The following is a 16,846-nucleotide window of genomic DNA, read 5'->3' on the forward strand; positions in this document are numbered from 1 at the left end:
CAATACTACTATTTTACCATATTTTTAGGCTTTTTTATCAGCAAAACTTGACCAATGATAAAGACCAAAATAGCTAGCCAAATTGCCACAAAGCCATAGAGATTTTTCATCTCAAACGCCTCGTGAAAGATGAAAATTGCAATCAATAGCTGAATAGTTGGGTTCAGATATTGCACAAATCCAACAACATTGAGCGGTGCCCGCTTGAGCGCCTCTGCAAATAACAGCAAGGGAATCGCCGTGATAATGCCAGACAGAATCAAAAAAATGATCTGTGATAACGTATAGTCACTCGGCCGATGCTTGGCAAAAAAGACGATGAAAATCAAGACCAGAGGTGAGACAACGAGACTTTCTACAAACATGGCAACATCACTTGATAAACTAACATTTTTCTTGATAAAGCCATATGTCCCGAAAGATAGCGGCAATAAAAGCGAGATGATTGGCAGATGCCCACCCTGCACAGTCAATATGATCACACCTAAACTCGCAAGAATAATCGAGATTTTTGTGAAATTTTCAAGTTTTTCCTTCAAAAAGACAACCGCAAGCACCACGGAAAACAGCGGATTGATATAATAGCCAAGACTAGCCGCCGTTGCCTCACCATGTGCAATCGCATAGATATAAACCAGCCAGTTAATCGAGATTAGAAAGCTCGCAAGTACCATGCTTCGCCGCTCTGTTTTGCTTTTTGATAGCCCGATTAGCTCCCGTTTTAGTTTGCCCGTTTTTCCTGTTATGATAAAATACAACAACATAGTCAGCAAGGTCGACAAGATCCTGTATGAAAAGACCTCATAAGAGTTGACCCCGCCCAGTAATTTCCAAAATAAAGATAAAAATCCCCAGGCGATATAGGAGGCAAATGCCAGCATTAAACCTTTTTTCATAGTTCATTTCTTTCTAAAAAAACTAAGACTAGCGCCTTAGTTTCCAATATGAATACCTGTTGTATCAACCGCAAGCTCAACTAAGTCTCCAGCAAACTGTTCTGCTGAGATTTTTTGTTTGAGCTGTGCGATTTTATTTTTTTCAGCCATGACCATAACCGTAGGCCCTGCACCTGATAAATAGGTCGCATAGGCGCCTTCATCATGTCCGATTTTGCGAATTGCTGCAAATTCTGGCACTAACTTGCCACGATATTGCTCATGGAACAGGTCTTCTTCGAGCATTTTACCGGCAAGAACCATGTCTCCAGAAAACAAGGCGGCAATGGCGACATTTGCGACTGAACTCGCAGCCACTGCTGTTTTATAGGCAAACTCTGACGGCAAAACACGTCGTGAGTCGCTGGTTTTCAGCTCATAGTTTGGAATAAAGGCAAGCAGTCCCGTCTCAGGCATACAAGTCATGACATGACAGGTCTTGTCATCGCGCGTACTTGCCACAACTAAATTGCCAAATATAGCTGGTGCGACATTGTCAGGATGCCCTTCAATCTGAGTGGCGATGGCAAGCTTTTTATCATCAGATAAGTCAAGCTGACCAAGCTGATTAGCAAGTTCAATCCCTGCAACAATGACTGAGCTTGACGAACCAAGCCCTCTCGCAAGTGGAATGTCACTTGTCATCTTGATCTGATGCGGTACCAAATCTGGCGCCACTTGAAGTGCTGTTTCCAGTAATAAATTGCGCGTATCTGACGGCACGTCGTCACCTAGCTCATGATCAATATGCCACATATCTGACGGTTCAAGGATCTCAATTGTTAGATAAAGTGAGACTGCAAGGCCAACCGAATCAAATCCCGGACCCAAGTTAGCAGATGTCGCGGGTACTGAAATTTTCAAAGTCATATTAAATTACCTTAATTGTATTGCGAAGTGTGAAACCTGGCAAAGCTGCGATTTTTTCGACTAAACTGTCAAACTGGTTGAGGTCCATTTTATGCGAAATAATGGCAATGCTAGCACGGTTTTCATCGATATTTTCTTGGAAAACTTGCTCAAACGACGCTTTTTCAGCATTGAACAACTCAGCTAAAAGTAATAGTTGACCAGCCTTATCCTCAGTTTCGATCGCAAAGTAATACTTGTCAAGCAAGTCTTCTTTTTGCGCATAAACCGTATCGCGTGTAAAGGTGTTAAATGGCAAAAGTTTTTCGCCTTTGTTGATGCCTTGGCTAAGTGCAATGATATCAGCCACAACAGAAGTTGCTGTCGGTTTTTGACCGGCACCAGGACCATAAAACATAGCTTCACCAATCCCAATAGACTCAACAAAAACAGCATTCATCACGCCATTCACTGTTGCAAGCTGATGCTCAATTGGCAAGAAAGTCGGCACGACTTCCGCATAAATTCCAGATTTACGTTCTACGATTTCACCGACAAGTTTGATGACAAATCCGAGTTTTTGTGCCAAATCAACATCTTCAGGCGTGATATTTCGGATACCTTCATGACGTACGTCATCAAAATTGATTGTCATACCAAAAGCAAACTGACTGAGCAAGACCATTTTATAAGCTGCATCAATACCGTCCACGTCATTTGTCGGATCAGACTCGGCATAGCCCAGACGGCTCGCCTCAGCAAGTGCTTCATCATAAGTCCAGCCTTCATCAACCATTTTTGTCATCATGAAATTACTTGTGCCATTAACAACACCTAAAATCTTCGTAATTTTATCAGACTGGTATGAGTTAACAAGCGTCCGTAAAATCGGAATGCCGCCCGCAACTGCTGCCTCATAGTAGAGTGCCACGTCATTTTCAGCTGCAATAGCAAGCAGTTCTGCACCATGAAGCGCAAGCAGATCCTTGTTTGCTGTCACAACGTGTTTTTTAGCTTGAAGTGCCTGTGTGATAAAAGTCTTTGCAGGCTCAATGCGACCCATCAACTCAATGACGATGTCAATATCACTATCTGTTAAAATATCGTCAATCGACGTCACAAAATTGTACTGATGTCCTTTTTCGATCAAACTGTTTTTTTCAGCGTCATCTCGTACCAAAACCTTTGCAATTTCAATGTTTGAACCCGCAGCAGTCGTGATTTTTTCAGCATTTTCACGCAGTAAAAATGGCACACCACTTGCTACCGTCCCAAAGCCAAGTAAAGCAATTTTGATTGTCATGTGAAACTCCTTTAATTTATCGTTGGTCTTATTATAACAGAATTTTCAGAACATTTCTATCTTTAAATGTAAAAAATGTCATAAAAAAAGTGCCCAAGCACTTTAGAATTAGATTTTTATAGTAAATCAAGTTTCGCAAGCTCACCGTCAACGATTTTTAGCACACGCGCTAAGTCTTCTGGGTTATTTACAAAATCAATCTTGTCACCGTCAAGACGGATTTTGGGCGACGCATCATAGGCCTCATACCAGTCAGGATACTCTGCGTGAACTTGTGCATAATAGTCATGCAACTCTGGCTGCGTTTCTACCTGCTCAAATGAGCGACCACGCGTCGCAATACGACGCAACATAGTTTCAAATGACACGTCAATATAAATCAACAAATCAGGCCGTTTTTTAGGCATTCCTTCAAGTTCTTCTAGCATATTAGCTAGCAATTCTTTATAAATATCGAGCTCAGTTTTCGTGACATTGCCATTTTTATAGTTTAGCGTCAAAAACAGCTCATCTTCAAAAATTGAGCGATCCAGTACATTATTATTTTGTCGATAGGCCAGTTTAATCGACTCAAAACGCTTGTTAAGAAAATAAATTTGCAATAAAAATGCGTATTTTTTCGGATCTTTGTAATACAAATCTAAGACGGGATTATTGTCCACTGCTTCATAAAAGACATCTGTCCCTAAATGCTCACCTAAGGCCTCAGCCAAACTAGATTTTCCTGCACCAATTGTGCCAGCTAATACGATCAAAATTTTGAATTACTCCTTTGTCTGCTATCTTGTTTAGTTTATATTATAAATAATTTCATGAAAAATAACAAAGATAGCATCTTTTTCTACTTACGACTGTTTTCGACAGCTTGCGTCACCTGCTTGACAAGTGAGAAATCTGTCTGATGATTGGTCATCACGACCAGAATATAAGGGCGTTTTGCAAAAACAATGCCCGCATCATTTTTATAATAGTCGATAAAACCAACTTTATCTGCGACAACTGACGGTGTACCAGCAGGAATACCCGTCCGAAATTCCTGCGTTTTCATTAAGCCCAATAAAAATTTAACATCAGCATTTTGACGATGCAGATAGTAATATTGCAGTACTTTAGTCAAATCAGAGGCACTCGTCTGTGCTTGATTTGGATCAGCCCAAAGCCCCTGGTAGCCAACGCTTTTCAGATAAGCTTCAATCGTATCTGCGCCATAAGTTGCAATCACCCACTCAGGAAAGTTATTATCAGAGTTGACAATCATCTGCGTTATGCCGTCACGAATCGTCTCATTCTCATAGGGAGATGTCCAAGATAACTTGTGACTCGCAATTTCTGCCAGGATAAAACGCGCAATAAAAAGTTTATAAGTTGATGCAGAAACACGGAGCTCCCGTGGATTTTTACTCACTATTTTGCCAGTTGTCAAATCAAGATACTCAGCCGACTCTACGTCTTTATCTGCCTGAAAAACTTGCTTAATTGCCTTTGCTTGAGCTGCGGCATCTGGTTTACTTGTGGCAATTAGCTGTGTCGCCTTTGATAGGCCGATAAATCCCAGCAAAATAAGGCTACTCAAAATCAGGACAAAGACTGGATTTAATTTTTTCCTCATATATATATCGTGCCGCTTAGTCAATAAACGATTCAATCGCAGCCCAAGCTTCAGCGATACCTGTTTTATCAAAGCTTGAAAAGATGATAAAATCATCGTTGCTATCAAATTGTAGCGTTTTCTTAATCAGACTTTCACTCTTATTCCATTTGCCGCGAGGAATTTTATCGGCTTTTGTTGCCACCAAAATCACGGGAATATCATAGTATTTTAGAAATTCGTACATTTGCACATCATCAGCAGATGGCTCATGGCGCATATCGACTAGGCTAATGACTGCACGTAGATTTGGGCGCGTCGTCAGATATTCTTCAATCATGCCACCCCATTTTTCACGTTCTTTTTTAGAAACTCGGGCATAGCCATAACCTGGTACGTCTACAAAATGCAGGGTGTCATCAATATTGAAAAAATTAAGCAACTGTGTTTTACCAGGCTTTCCTGATGTCCGTGCAAAGTTTTTACGGTTTAGGATGGTATTGATAAAGCTAGATTTACCAACATTTGAACGTCCAGCAAGTGCAATCTCAGGCAGATCTGATACCGGATAATGTGCCTGCGACGGTGCACTTGTCGTGATACTGACATTATGAATATTAAATTTCATCATTTCTCATTTCATTAAAAGAGCGCGACGACGCGCGTTCCTTAGTTTTTTTTATGACAATAAATTTCGCAATTATGCGCCAATAATCAGCGGTTCTTCAACGCCTTGAACAGCATCGGCCGTGATGACAACCTCTTTTACATTTGCCATGCTAGGCACTTCAAACATGACATCCATCATAACTTCTTCGATGATAGAACGCAGGCCACGGGCGCCAGTCTTGCGCTCGATTGCTTTTTGGGCAATGGCGACAAGCGCGTCAGGCTCAAAGGACAGTGCAACATTGTCAAAACTCAACAACTGTTGATATTGCTTGACAAGGGCATTTTTAGGCTCTGTCAGGATATGAACCAGGTCATTTTCAGTCAATCGTTCAAGCGCTGCAACAATCGGCAAACGCCCGATAAACTCAGGAATCAGACCAAATTTTTGAATGTCTTCAGCGATAATTTCCTGCATATACGAGTCATTTTCACTGAGTGCTTTGTTATTGGCGCCAAAACCGATAATTTTCTCACCCAGACGTTGTTTAACGATTTCTTCAATGCCGTCAAATGCACCACCAACGATAAACAAGATATTTTTGGTATCAATCTGGATCATTTCTTGGTTAGGATGTTTGCGGCCGCCTTGCGGTGGCACACTTGCAACAGTCCCTTCGATAATTTTCAAAAGCGCTTGTTGCACGCCCTCACCTGATACGTCACGTGTGATCGATACATTTTCAGATTTTTTAGCGATTTTATCGATTTCATCCACATAGATGATACCACGTTCAGCACGCTCAACATTGTAATCACTGGCTTGCAGCAACTTGAGCAGGATATTTTCTACGTCTTCACCAACATAACCAGCTTCAGTCAAACTTGTCGCATCAGCAATGGCAAATGGTACATTGAGTGAACGCGCAAGCGTTTGCGCGAGAAAGGTTTTGCCTGAACCAGTTGGGCCAATCATGAGAATGTTTGACTTTTGCAGCTCAACGTCGTCATTTTCTTTACTCTCAGCAAAGTTGATGCGTTTATAGTGGTTGTAAACTGCAACGGACAGCGCACGTTTGGCACGATCTTGACCAATCACGTATTCATTTAACACTGCAAGCAACTCTTTTGGTGTTTTTGTTTCTAGTATCTCACTGCTGATGTCGTCTTTGAACTCTTCACGAAGAATGTCCATTGACAGCTCAACACATTCATTACAGATGAACACATCACTACCAGCGATAATTTTTTTTACTTCATCTTGAGATTTACCACAAAATGAACAAAATATTTGCGTATTGTTTGCCATGATTTTTAACTTTTTCCTTTATTATTATTCCTGATTATTGCTTTGTAACTCAATAATTAAAACAGCATTTGATAGGCAGCGTGGATGGTATTGACCAAGTTTGTAAAAGCACATAGGAAAAAGACGATGGCTAAGCCAAACTTTTTTTTACGAAAACATTGCACGGCACAAACCAAGCAAATCCATGCTAAAACGGCGGTAAAAACGCCAAAAATTGTTCTTTCCATTATCTTTTATACTCGTAAACCTTTACCGTAAATGCGTAGTCGTTGTCTTCATCACTCGGATAATCAACGCTTGATAGCTCAGAAAATTGCCCCAGCTGAATATTTTCAGGAAAATGCGTATCGCCCTCAAAGTTGCCATGGACAACCGTTCGATAGAGCCTGTCAAAACAGCCATCAAAGGCAGAAAAAATCTCCGCGCCTCCGATAATATACAGGTCTTTCGCCGTTATCTTGTCTTGCGCGCGATACCAGTCGATGACAGCTTCACGATGGTTGAAAACAAGGACATTGTCATTATCTTCGACCTTGTAATCTGCGTCTCGTGTCATGATAATCGTTGTGCGGCCTGGCAAAACACGCTTATTCATCCCTTCAAAGGTCTTGCGCCCCATGAGGATAGCTTGGTGAAATGTTGTTTTTTTGAAATGCGCTAACTCCCCTGGCAATGACCAAGGCAGTCTACCATCGACACCAATCACGCCTTGCTCATCTTCTGCCCAAATTGCTGAAATCATACGTCACCTCACTTTTTCAGGGCGTTTTGCAACAAACACCCAACTTTTCTTCTTACTACCTCATACAATTATACCGTAATTTCATGCAAAATGTTAGAATAAAGACATGAAGTATCTCACACACACGATTGAACCCTGGATGCCGATTGGCGCCACCAAACCTAAAAATGATATTGCTGCCATTGCACAGGAAACTGGCTATCAGATTATCGAAATTGACCGTGCTACGCAGGGGCTTGACGCAAGTCTTCTTACAGTTAATCTCACATCGGCAGACCTCGTTATACACCAATTTCCAAGTTATCTGCCACTCGAATTTGAGGAAAATTTTCAACAAAGTGTTCAGAAAACTGGGGCAAAATTTGTGGTTTTTATCCATGATTTTGAGCCATTGCGCTTGTCAGGTCGTCCTGACGAAAAACGGGAATACGGTCTTTTACAACGTTCTGACGGGATCGTTGTCCATACACCTGAGATGGCTGATCGTCTTGATATTTCGCACGTTCCGACTTTTTATCTAGGCTTATTTGACTATCTGAGCCTTGCTGAAATTCCTAGAAGACATCCGTCAGAACGCTTGATATTTGCTGGCACGCTGAGCAAAGCGAGTTGGCTACAGCAGTTTCACCAGCCCATAGATGTTTTTGGTCAGATTCCTAGAAAATGGCGTCAGGTGACTTTGCCAGATCAGATTCATTTTCATGACTTATTACCACAGGATACAGCACCTACAGGGCTACCAGATGGGGTTGGTCTCGTTTGGGATAGCGATATGACTGACGAAACGCAGTATCAGCAGTATCAAATGCTAAACAGTCCACATAAACTCAGTCTTTATCTGGCTGCTGATCTACCTGTCATCGTCCCAAGTTTTTCCCCATTTTCAAGTTTCATCACGGATCACAAGCTCGGGGCAAGTATCTCAGACTTGTCAGAGCTTCCTGCTAAATTTGACTATGATTCCGCATTTGCTCAAAAAATTGGACAGGACTTGCGCACTGGTAAACAAACAAAAAAACTACTCCAGAAACTAGAGCAGTTCTTTGACCAAGTCTGAAATCGTATCGCGCGTTTGCCGAAAGGCGTCCAGTATCTCTTCTTCAGAGCCAGTTGCGCGCGCAGGATCTGTCAAATCCCAGTGCTGATGCGTGATGGACGCAGGAATGACCGGACACTTGTCAAGTGCATCACCACAAAGGGTGATGATGACGTCTGACGTATTAAAATAAGCCATATCAATTAGATCTGATGTGTGCGTAGAAATGTCAATGCCCTTTTCAAGCATGACCTTGACTGCACGCGGATTGAGACCATGCTGCTCGACGCCAGCAGAGCGAATTTCCCAGCTTTCTGCATCAAAAAATTGTCTCGCAAATCCTTCTGCCATCTGACTGCGACAGGAATTGCCCGTGCATAAAAAATAAATTTTCTTTTTCATTGCTTTATTATAACATATTGTTTTTGTGACAGGTTATTTCGAAATATCTTCAACTAATTTATCTATTAAATCCATCATATTGAGTTCCTTTGTTCTAAAACAAAGGACTTATTCTCATTGTTTCCACACATTATCCATGTTATAATTAAAATACTATACTAGTATAAAACGACATAAGGGGCGTAATAATGGAAAACTTCGATTATTATCGGAAGATGAAAAATCTGAAAGTAACAGGACTTGATCCTGATGAGATGAGCCGCGGGCGTTTTTATCGTCTGATGAATGGCGATCAGAAACCAACGATTGACGATTTGACTACGATTTCACTCTTTCTTAATCTATCAGCCTATGAGAGCACGCGTGTCTTCTACAATCAAGCGTCTATCGATAACTTTCTATCTGATGGAGCAGACACGACAAATGATATTTGGGATTCACCTGCTATCATGGCGATTATCCTAGAAACTGCCCACAAATTGCGGACAGACACGAGTTATGAGACGAAAGCCTATCTGATTTTCAGCAAAATCCGTCATAATAAATACATCCAGACTTATTTTATCAATACTGTCTATCTGATTGACTTGCTGGTTGCTGAACACGAAAATAAGTCTGATGTGATTGAGCGCCTACTCAAAAAAATCTATAACGATCTGGTGAAGCGGGAAATTTGGACAACTTATGAGATTGCGCTGATTTTCATCCTATCAACTTCTGCTGCTATTACAGACTTAGAGCTATTTTGGGCTCTCTCTGGTAAACTCGATAGCCTGAGCGACGTTGCTAAAGATGACTATACAACGCTATCTCTTATTACAAATTTGAGATTTTCTCTGTTTGAGACTGCAATCTATAAGAAAGATAATTTCAACATTAAACGCTTCTATCAGTCACTTCAAAAAGTTAGACAAGATCATCAGATGATTTATATCTCATTTTTGCAAAAACTAGCTGAGGTGATTTATCTGGATCTTCTTGGTCACCCGGAAGATGCTGCACAGACTCGAAAAGAGTTGATGCACTCTGTCAGGTTTATCCTGGACAACCATCTTCCTGACAGGCCAAATGAAACTCACTTTAATCAACAATATCAGCTCATCGCTGACTTTACAAACGAGTGGCGAAAAGAAGAACAACTTGACGCCTATACAAATCTCCTATCCTAACACAAAAAAACCATCTCATTATCTGAGATGGTTTTTCATATCGTAGTGATTGATTATTTAACAGTGCGGATACGCATTGTGTTTGTGCGACCAGAACCAACTGGTACACCAGCTACGATCACGATGTTATCACCAGATTCAACAAGACCTGATTCGAGTGCATATTTTTCAGCAATTTCGAACATGTCATCAGTTGATGAAGGTTTTTCAGCCAAGACTGGAATAACACCCCAGTTAATCATAAGTGATTTTTCAACTTTTTCGTCAAATGTCACAGCCAAGATGTCAGCATCAGGACGGTATTTAGAGATAAGACGTGCAGTTGAACCTGACTCAGTCAAAGCAACAACAAGTTTGATATCCATTGAGCTTGTTGCATCTTTAACAGCTGAAGCAACAACTTCAGTGACAGTTGAACGGTCAAATTTGGCAGAAGACAAACGACCATATTCTTTCAAAAGACCTTGTGCATTTTTATCAACAGTTGCCATTGTGCGAACTGATTCTACTGGGTATTTACCATTAGCAGATTCACCTGAAAGCATTGTTGCATCAGTACCATCGATAACAGCATTGAAGACGTCAGAGATTTCTGAACGTGTTGCACGTGGTTTGTCAGTCATTGTTTCAAGCATGTTAGTTGCAGTAATCACTGCTTTACCAGCTGCATTGACTTTTTGGATGATTTGTTTTTGGTAAACTGGTACCATTTCAAACGGTACTTCGATACCCATATCACCACGAGCAATCATGATACCTTCTGATGCTTCGATGATTTCATCAATGTTATCAATCCCTTGTTGGTTTTCGATTTTAGGGAAGAGTTGAACGTGTGTATTACCAGTTTCTTCAAGGATCGCACGAACTTCGTTAACGTCTTTAGCAGAACGTACAAACGAAATTGCGATAAAGTTCAATCCTTGTTCCAAACCAAAACGAATGTCCGCGTTATCGCGTTCAGCAAGCGCTGGGAAAGGAATTTTAGTGTTAGGAATATTAACACCTTTTTGTTTAGCAATGACACCGTCATTTTGAACTTCAACTTCAAATTCGCGAGTTGCAGCATCTTTACCAGCAACTGTCAAACCAAGTTTCCCATCATCGATTAGGATTGTTTGTCCGATTTCAACATTATCAAAAATGTCAAGACCGCCAGCAACGTTCAAAGCGATTACTGCTTTAGTAGATTTAAGGCCTTGTTTAGTTGCCACACGCAATGTGTCACCTGTTGAGTAGCTAAATTCTTTGTCGTCGCCTTCAAACAATTCAGTACGGATTTCAGGACCTTTTGTATCAAGCAAGAAACCTACTTTTTGGTTCGCAATTTCTTCTGCACGACGTACAACTTGCATACGTTCACCTTGCTCAGCATGGTCACCATGTGAGAAGTTAAAGCGGAAAACGTTAGCACCTTCATTGATGAGTTCAGCAATTTTTTGTGCTGATGCTTCTACATCGAGTTTTTCACCCCAGTAGCCATCATCACCAAATTTTTTACCACCGCGGATTTCAACGGCTGGTCCAAGGGTTGCAACGATTTTTACGCGTTTGTTCATGAGATAGAACTCCTTCTATAATAAGCGGCTTTCGCCAATATTTATGCTGCAAATGCAGCTAGTTCACAAGTATAAAATGATTTAAAACAATTTTTAATGTTCCAAATCATATGCCACGTCAAGCAATTTTTTATCTGCTTTGTGTGGGTTGTTGACAACAATTTTATCGCCATCAAGACTGAAGAGTGCATTGCCATCACCAAGAATTGGTGTTTCGACCAATTCTTCGTTATGAATACCGACCGCAACGCCACCAATTCCTTCTTTGAGCAATTCAACGGCGCGAACACCCATACGTGATGCGAGTACGCGGTCACGAACGGTTGGTGAGCCACCACGTTGAATATGTCCCAAGATAGAGACACGCAAGTCGCCGACATTACCATGTTTTTTAAGTTCTTCAGCGAACTCATTGCCACCCATAACACCTTCGGCAAGTACGATAACAGCATTCTTGTAGCCTTTTTTGTAACGTGCTTCGATATCTTTTGCAATCTCATCAAAACTGAAGTCGAACTCAGGTGCGATAACATATTCAGCACCTGATGCAATACCAGACCACAAAGCAATATCACCTGCATTACGTCCCATTACTTCAACCACAAATGTCCGGTTGTGAGAAAGTGATGTGTCGTTGATCTTGTCAAGTGCATCAACAACTGTTGTCACAGCTGTATCAAAACCGATTGTATAGTCAGTTCCTACGATGTCATTATCAATCGTACCTGGAAGACCGACTGCTGGGAAGCCATGTTCAGTCAAGCGCATAGCGCCATGATAAGAACCGTCACCACCAACAACGACAACGCCTTCAATACCATTTTTTTTCAGCTGTTCAATACCAGCCAGTTGACCCTCAAGCTGAGCAAATTCAGGGTAACGCGCAGAATACAAGAATGTACCACCACGAGAAATTGTATTACTCACGCTATCAAAGTCGAGTGGGAAAATATCGCCATCTACCATACCTGCATATCCACGGTTAATGCCGTAAACTTCCATACCTTCATGGATAGCTTTACGCACAACTGCTCGGACTGCGGCATTCATACCAGGAGCGTCGCCACCACTGGTTAAAACTGCAATGCGTTTCATCTAAGTATTAATCCTCCAAAGTTTTTATCATAGTCATTATACCATGTTTTATATTATTTTGTCAGTCATAAACGTAAGAAATCGTTTTCAAGTTTATATTTGAAAAAACAGTAATCTAGTAAGCGTTTTCTTGCTCATCGACCAATTAAAAACTATCGCTATTTTTTCCATAACGATAGTTTTCGAGATAAGATTAGGCAGAAAAGACTTTTTCTCCATTCAAATACGTTGCTGCTAACTCCAAATCAGATTCTAACACGATAAAGTCTGCGTCAAAACCTGCTTTGATGCGTCCACATTTATCATCAATGCCGACAGATTTTGCAGGAATCAGCGTTGTCATCATGACAGCTTCTTCTGGTGATGCGATGCCCCACTCAACGACGTTTTTAAGACCATCTTTGAGCTTAAGAATTGATCCAGCAAGATTACCACCGTCTTTAAGACGTGCTGTCCCATTTTCAACGATGACGGGATATTCACCTAGCATGTAGTCGCCATCAGGCTCACCGCCCGCGCGCATACAATCGGTCACCATGGCAACATGGTCATGGCCTTTTTGTTTCATCAGAACGTCACAGGCCTTCGGATGAACATGGTGGCCGTCACAGATCAGCTCAGCATAGGTATGCGGAATTTCATAAACTGCACCCACCATACCAAGCTCACGGTGCGTCAGACCACGCATGCCGTTATAAGCGTGTACCCAGATACTTGCGCCAGCTTCTGCGCCACGGACCGCTTGTTCGTAGGTCGCATCAGAATGCCCGAGCGCTACTTTTGTACCCGTTGCAACAACTTTTGAGATGAAGTCTTCAACACCGTCACGCTCAGGCGCAACTGCGATTTTCAAAAGCTTACCTTTTGCGGCTGCTTGCCAGCCTTGAAATTCTTCAAAGCTTGGGTTGCGCATATAATCTGCATTTTGCGCCCCTTTATACTTTTCAGTGAAATAGGGACCTTCAAAGAAAATACCTTGAATTTTTGCACCACTTGCTTCTGTATAATGCTCACCAATGGTCTCACAAATATCACGCAATTGCTCATAGCTTGCTGTCAAGGCAGTTGGCAAAAATGACGTCACACCCGTTGACAAGAGTGCATCACTCATGGTGTGCACAATCCCATCTTTATCGTTATCCATGACATCTGCACCCGCATACCCATGGACATGGGTATCAACTAATCCTGGTGCAATAAATTTGCCAGTATAGTCAATCACCTCAGCATTTTCTGGTACCGCTGTGACATGTTGACCAAATTTGCCGTCGGTTACAGTCAAATACCCTGCGCCTTTAACCTCATAGGGATAGAAAAATTTATCTGCTTTAATATAGTAAGTTGCCATGTTAAAATCCTCTCATTCTTTGTTTTTATTTTACAACTTTTTCAGGTTTTTGTCAAAAGTGGTCTAGTCCAATTCCGACAAAAAAGCGAGAAAAACTCACTCGCTCTTGTCTTGATTTGAAAGTGCTAATAATTTTGCCTTGATTTCTTCTTCAAGCTGTGCCAATTCGACTTCACCCTGACGGCGTTTTTGTGCCCCTTCACGTTGAATTGTCATCGTTTCTTGAATCGTTTCAATCAAGTTCTGTTGCGTTGTTTTCAGTGTTTCAACGTCAACTACACCGCGCTCATTTTCACGTGCCGCTTCGATTGACGACTGTTTCAGCATTTCTGAATTCTTCGTCAGAAGATCATTCGTCGTAGTTGACACGATTCGTTGGCTCGTCAGAGCATCTTTTTGCTTGAGTAAGGTCAACGCGATCGCCACTTGATTTTTCCACAATGGAATTGCCGTATTGATAGATGTTTGGATCTTTTCAGCCAATTCTTGGTTGGTGTTTTGGATCATGCGGATCTGTGGCGCTTGCTGAATGGTAATCTGACGTGCCAATTTCAAGTCATATTGACGCTTATCAAGACGATTTTTATAGTTTTCAAGGTCTGATATCTTTTGAATGGCGATGGCATTATCAGGAACATTTTCAGCATCAATCTTTGCCTGCGGGATAATCGTCTCATCTAACTCTTTAATCTTCATCTCAGCACCCGCAATATAGACATTCAGGGCATGGAAATAATCCAAATTTTCATCGTAAAGCGTTTCAAGTGTTTTATTGTCATCAAGCAAGCCCTTGTATTCATGAGTCAGTTTGATTGAGATTTTGTCAATGCCCGCACCTAATTTTTGATATTTTTGTGTCACTTCAAAAATAGATCTCTTAACTCTGCCAAACATTTTTTTGAAAAAGCCAGGATCTTCAGCAACTAGGTCGTTGGGATTTGACTCTTGCAGTTGGAACATCAGGTCTGTCAGCGCTGTGCCGACTTCTCCCAAGTCCTGAGCCTGTACTTTATTGAGCACCGACTGTGAAAAATCGCCGATTTTCTTTTGCGCAACAGCCCCATATTCGATGACTGTTTGTGACTTATTTTCATCAAGGGATTTTGACAGCTCTTTTGCTTTGCTGAGTTCTTCTTCAGTAAGCGTTGAGACAACGGATTGTGCACTAGCGTCTGATAAAGCTTGCGTGGCAAGAGGATTTTCGACCACAGTTTCTTGCAATGTGTCTGCTTGCATCAAGTCATCTAAAATTTCATTCGCCATTTTCTACCTCATTTTTTATCTTTTCAATGTCGTCAGAAAGCTGATTTTCATAAGTTTTAGCAATCTTTTCTGACAAACTTCTGATAAGCTGCGTTGTTTGCGTCATCAGTTCAGCATCTAGCTTATCTAAACTTTTCAAATCATCATAGTGCTCGACTAATTCTACCATATTTGGCAATTTTTTATAGAGAAAATCATCATTTTTCAAAACAGCATTTGGTGTCTGAACGATTAATTTGAAGAGTTTTTTTGCACTCGAAAGACCACCCGTCACTTTTTCGATAATCTGTAAATCACCATCTTTTTTGACAAATTTTTCCCAAGTCTGAATCTGATCTTTTGCCTCACCCATGGTCTTGCGAAAAATCTCGATATCCTGTTCTTCCAAACCTTGTTTGCGGTACTGATCAATCAATTTTGGATTTTTCTTCTCTTTTTTATACGCCTTGATTAACCACAAAATAAGCACCACCACGATTAGCATTAATACTATCATTATCTTCATAGTCCTATTTTAGCATAATTTTTTTGGCTTTTCTCAGTCCAGAGAATGATTTTTCTAAAAGAATATGATAAAATAAAACGGAATACAATTGGAGGTATTATGACCCAAAAAAAAATTGCTGTCCTTGGCCCAGGTTCATGGGGCACTGCTCTATCGCAAGTACTCAATGACAATGGTCATGAGGTTCGCATCTGGGGAAATGTTCCCGAGCAAATTTCTGAAATCAATACACAGCACACCAATACACGCTATTTTAAGGACATTGTCCTAGATAGCAAGATTAAAGGCTATGATGACCTTACTACTGCCCTTGATGGCGTTGATGCCGTTTTGTTTGTGGTTCCGACAAAAGTAACGCGCTTAGTCGCAAAACAAGTCGCTGAAACATTGGAGCACAAAGTTGTGGTCATGCACGCCTCAAAAGGGTTGGAACAAGGCACACACGAGCGTATCTCAACCATTTTAGAAGAAGAAATTCCTGCTAATCTACGCTCTGAAGTCGTTGTTGTCTCTGGCCCGTCACACGCTGAGGAAACGATTGTCCGCGATTTGACACTCATTACTGCTGCCTCTAAAAACCTAGATGACGCCAAGTTTGTCCAAAACTTGTTTTCTAACGACTACTTCCGTCTCTATACCAATGATGATGTGATTGGCGTTGAAACAGCTGCTGCTTTAAAAAACGTGATTGCTGTTGGCGCTGGCGCCTTACATGGCCTCGGTTTTGGGGATAATGCCAAAGCCGCCATCATTACTCGTGGCCTTGCTGAGATCACACGTCTCGGTGTGGCAATGGGTGCTAGTCCCATGACTTACATCGGCCTATCTGGTGTGGGAGATTTGATTGTCACAGGGACGTCTGTCCACTCGCGTAACTGGCGTGCTGGTGATGCCCTCGGTCGTGGCGAAAAACTTGCTGATATTGAGGCAAATATGGGCATGGTGATTGAAGGTGTTTCAACGACTAAAGTAGCACATGAACTTGCTGAAACTTTAGAGATTGATATGCCTATCGTTGACACCATCTACAACGTGATTTACAATAATAAAGACATTCGTGATAGCATTGTCGAGCTCATGCGACGTGAAGCTCGACCTGAAAATGAATATATTATCGAAATAAAAGGATTAAATTAA

18 protein-coding genes are annotated in these 16,846 nt (G+C 41.4%); 3 read left to right on the forward strand and 15 right to left on the reverse strand.

Going from position 1 to position 16,846, the window contains the following annotated elements:
• Nucleotides 1-8: 8 nt before the first annotated feature.
• The 9 genes from rarD to Hs20B_RS02435 all read right to left on the reverse strand — a co-directional run bounded on the left by rarD (nucleotide 9) and on the right by Hs20B_RS02435 (nucleotide 7,335).
• Entirely contained in the window at nucleotides 9-896 is an 888-nt protein-coding gene (gene rarD / locus Hs20B_RS02395) for an EamA family transporter RarD (protein WP_172355259.1), read from the reverse strand.
• A gap of 36 nt (nucleotides 897-932) precedes the next feature.
• Entirely contained in the window at nucleotides 933-1,799 is an 867-nt protein-coding gene (thrB, locus tag Hs20B_RS02400; RefSeq protein ID WP_172355793.1) for a homoserine kinase, read from the reverse strand.
• 7 nt (nucleotides 1,800-1,806) lie between these two features.
• Complete coding sequence (locus Hs20B_RS02405) at nucleotides 1,807-3,087, reverse strand: homoserine dehydrogenase (protein WP_172355261.1); 1,281 nt, start codon at nucleotides 3,085-3,087, stop codon at nucleotides 1,807-1,809.
• A 116-nt stretch (nucleotides 3,088-3,203) separates the two neighbouring features.
• Nucleotides 3,204-3,845, reverse strand: coding sequence for a deoxynucleoside kinase (locus tag Hs20B_RS02410; protein ID WP_172355795.1), 642 nt, complete (start codon nucleotides 3,843-3,845; stop codon nucleotides 3,204-3,206).
• A gap of 83 nt (nucleotides 3,846-3,928) precedes the next feature.
• Nucleotides 3,929-4,696 (reverse strand): serine hydrolase, encoded by a 768-nt coding sequence (locus Hs20B_RS02415; protein ID WP_172355263.1) that lies wholly within the window; start codon nucleotides 4,694-4,696, stop codon nucleotides 3,929-3,931.
• Nucleotides 4,697-4,712: 16 nt separating this feature from the next.
• A complete protein-coding gene (gene yihA / locus Hs20B_RS02420; protein WP_172355797.1) occupies nucleotides 4,713-5,303 on the reverse strand; it encodes a ribosome biogenesis GTP-binding protein YihA/YsxC in 591 nt (196 codons plus the stop codon).
• A 72-nt stretch (nucleotides 5,304-5,375) separates the two neighbouring features.
• Complete coding sequence (clpX, locus tag Hs20B_RS02425) at nucleotides 5,376-6,593, reverse strand: ATP-dependent Clp protease ATP-binding subunit ClpX (protein WP_172355265.1); 1,218 nt, start codon at nucleotides 6,591-6,593, stop codon at nucleotides 5,376-5,378.
• 56 nt (nucleotides 6,594-6,649) lie between these two features.
• A complete protein-coding gene (locus Hs20B_RS02430) occupies nucleotides 6,650-6,820 on the reverse strand; it encodes a hypothetical protein (protein ID WP_172355267.1) in 171 nt (56 codons plus the stop codon).
• Nucleotides 6,820-7,335, reverse strand: a complete 516-nt coding sequence (locus Hs20B_RS02435) for a dihydrofolate reductase (RefSeq protein ID WP_172355269.1) — start codon at nucleotides 7,333-7,335, stop codon at nucleotides 6,820-6,822. The genes Hs20B_RS02430 and Hs20B_RS02435 overlap by 1 nt, the downstream gene beginning before the upstream one ends.
• 106 nt (nucleotides 7,336-7,441) lie before the next feature.
• Here Hs20B_RS02435 and Hs20B_RS02440 point away from each other — a divergent pair, with 106 nt between their 5' ends.
• Nucleotides 7,442-8,392 carry a glycosyltransferase gene (locus Hs20B_RS02440; RefSeq protein ID WP_172355271.1) on the forward strand — a complete coding sequence of 317 codons (951 nt, stop codon included), beginning with the start codon at nucleotides 7,442-7,444 and terminating at the stop codon, nucleotides 8,390-8,392.
• Here Hs20B_RS02440 and arsC read toward each other — a convergent pair.
• The gene (gene arsC / locus Hs20B_RS02445) at nucleotides 8,366-8,773 is read right to left on the reverse strand and encodes an arsenate reductase (thioredoxin) (RefSeq protein ID WP_172355273.1); all 408 of its coding nucleotides are present in this window, start codon (nucleotides 8,771-8,773) and stop codon (nucleotides 8,366-8,368) included. The genes Hs20B_RS02440 and arsC overlap by 27 nt on opposite strands.
• 188 nt (nucleotides 8,774-8,961) lie before the next feature.
• On the opposite strand from arsC, the gene Hs20B_RS02450 reads away from it, so the two are divergent.
• The gene (locus Hs20B_RS02450) at nucleotides 8,962-9,942 is read left to right on the forward strand and encodes a hypothetical protein (RefSeq protein ID WP_172355275.1); all 981 of its coding nucleotides are present in this window, start codon (nucleotides 8,962-8,964) and stop codon (nucleotides 9,940-9,942) included.
• A 53-nt stretch (nucleotides 9,943-9,995) separates the two neighbouring features.
• On the opposite strand, the gene pyk is transcribed toward Hs20B_RS02450, so the two are convergent.
• From pyk to Hs20B_RS02475, 5 genes are all read right to left on the reverse strand, one after another.
• The gene (pyk, locus tag Hs20B_RS02455; RefSeq protein WP_172355277.1) at nucleotides 9,996-11,498 is read right to left on the reverse strand and encodes a pyruvate kinase; all 1,503 of its coding nucleotides are present in this window, start codon (nucleotides 11,496-11,498) and stop codon (nucleotides 9,996-9,998) included.
• A 93-nt stretch (nucleotides 11,499-11,591) separates the two neighbouring features.
• Entirely contained in the window at nucleotides 11,592-12,593 is a 1,002-nt protein-coding gene (gene pfkA / locus Hs20B_RS02460; RefSeq protein ID WP_172355279.1) for a 6-phosphofructokinase, read from the reverse strand.
• 193 nt (nucleotides 12,594-12,786) lie between these two features.
• Nucleotides 12,787-13,941, reverse strand: coding sequence for an N-acetylglucosamine-6-phosphate deacetylase (gene nagA / locus Hs20B_RS02465; RefSeq protein WP_172355281.1), 1,155 nt, complete (start codon nucleotides 13,939-13,941; stop codon nucleotides 12,787-12,789).
• A gap of 96 nt (nucleotides 13,942-14,037) precedes the next feature.
• Complete coding sequence (locus Hs20B_RS02470; protein ID WP_172355283.1) at nucleotides 14,038-15,204, reverse strand: toxic anion resistance protein; 1,167 nt, start codon at nucleotides 15,202-15,204, stop codon at nucleotides 14,038-14,040.
• A complete protein-coding gene (locus tag Hs20B_RS02475; RefSeq protein WP_172355285.1) occupies nucleotides 15,194-15,700 on the reverse strand; it encodes a 5-bromo-4-chloroindolyl phosphate hydrolysis family protein in 507 nt (168 codons plus the stop codon). Before Hs20B_RS02475 ends, Hs20B_RS02470 begins: the two co-directional genes overlap by 11 nt.
• 108 nt (nucleotides 15,701-15,808) lie before the next feature.
• Here Hs20B_RS02475 and Hs20B_RS02480 point away from each other — a divergent pair, with 108 nt between their 5' ends.
• On the forward strand, nucleotides 15,809-16,846 hold the full coding sequence (locus Hs20B_RS02480) for an NAD(P)H-dependent glycerol-3-phosphate dehydrogenase (RefSeq protein WP_172355287.1): 1,038 nt from the start codon (nucleotides 15,809-15,811) through the stop codon (nucleotides 16,844-16,846).

The organism is Pseudolactococcus insecticola (assembly GCF_011170065.1).
GTDB lineage: Bacteria > Bacillota > Bacilli > Lactobacillales > Streptococcaceae > Pseudolactococcus > Pseudolactococcus insecticola.

Coding starts and splice junctions, on each gene's coding strand:
- Hs20B_RS02440 (WP_172355271.1), top strand. CDS start 7,442: ATGAAGTATCTCACACACACGATTGAACCCTGGATGCCGATTGGCGCC.
- arsC (WP_172355273.1), bottom strand. CDS start 8,773: ATGAAAAAGAAAATTTATTTTTTATGCACGGGCAATTCCTGTCGCAGT.
- nagA (WP_172355281.1), bottom strand. CDS start 13,941: ATGGCAACTTACTATATTAAAGCAGATAAATTTTTCTATCCCTATGAG.
- rarD (WP_172355259.1), bottom strand. CDS start 896: ATGAAAAAAGGTTTAATGCTGGCATTTGCCTCCTATATCGCCTGGGGA.
- Hs20B_RS02475 (WP_172355285.1), bottom strand. CDS start 15,700: ATGATAGTATTAATGCTAATCGTGGTGGTGCTTATTTTGTGGTTAATC.
- pyk (WP_172355277.1), bottom strand. CDS start 11,498: ATGAACAAACGCGTAAAAATCGTTGCAACCCTTGGACCAGCCGTTGAA.
- Hs20B_RS02430 (WP_172355267.1), bottom strand. CDS start 6,820: ATGGAAAGAACAATTTTTGGCGTTTTTACCGCCGTTTTAGCATGGATT.
- Hs20B_RS02435 (WP_172355269.1), bottom strand. CDS start 7,335: ATGATTTCAGCAATTTGGGCAGAAGATGAGCAAGGCGTGATTGGTGTC.
- pfkA (WP_172355279.1), bottom strand. CDS start 12,593: ATGAAACGCATTGCAGTTTTAACCAGTGGTGGCGACGCTCCTGGTATG.
- Hs20B_RS02470 (WP_172355283.1), bottom strand. CDS start 15,204: ATGGCGAATGAAATTTTAGATGACTTGATGCAAGCAGACACATTGCAA.
- yihA (WP_172355797.1), bottom strand. CDS start 5,303: ATGAAATTTAATATTCATAATGTCAGTATCACGACAAGTGCACCGTCG.
- Hs20B_RS02405 (WP_172355261.1), bottom strand. CDS start 3,087: ATGACAATCAAAATTGCTTTACTTGGCTTTGGGACGGTAGCAAGTGGT.
- Hs20B_RS02480 (WP_172355287.1), top strand. CDS start 15,809: ATGACCCAAAAAAAAATTGCTGTCCTTGGCCCAGGTTCATGGGGCACT.
- clpX (WP_172355265.1), bottom strand. CDS start 6,593: ATGGCAAACAATACGCAAATATTTTGTTCATTTTGTGGTAAATCTCAA.
- Hs20B_RS02450 (WP_172355275.1), top strand. CDS start 8,962: ATGGAAAACTTCGATTATTATCGGAAGATGAAAAATCTGAAAGTAACA.
- Hs20B_RS02415 (WP_172355263.1), bottom strand. CDS start 4,696: ATGAGGAAAAAATTAAATCCAGTCTTTGTCCTGATTTTGAGTAGCCTT.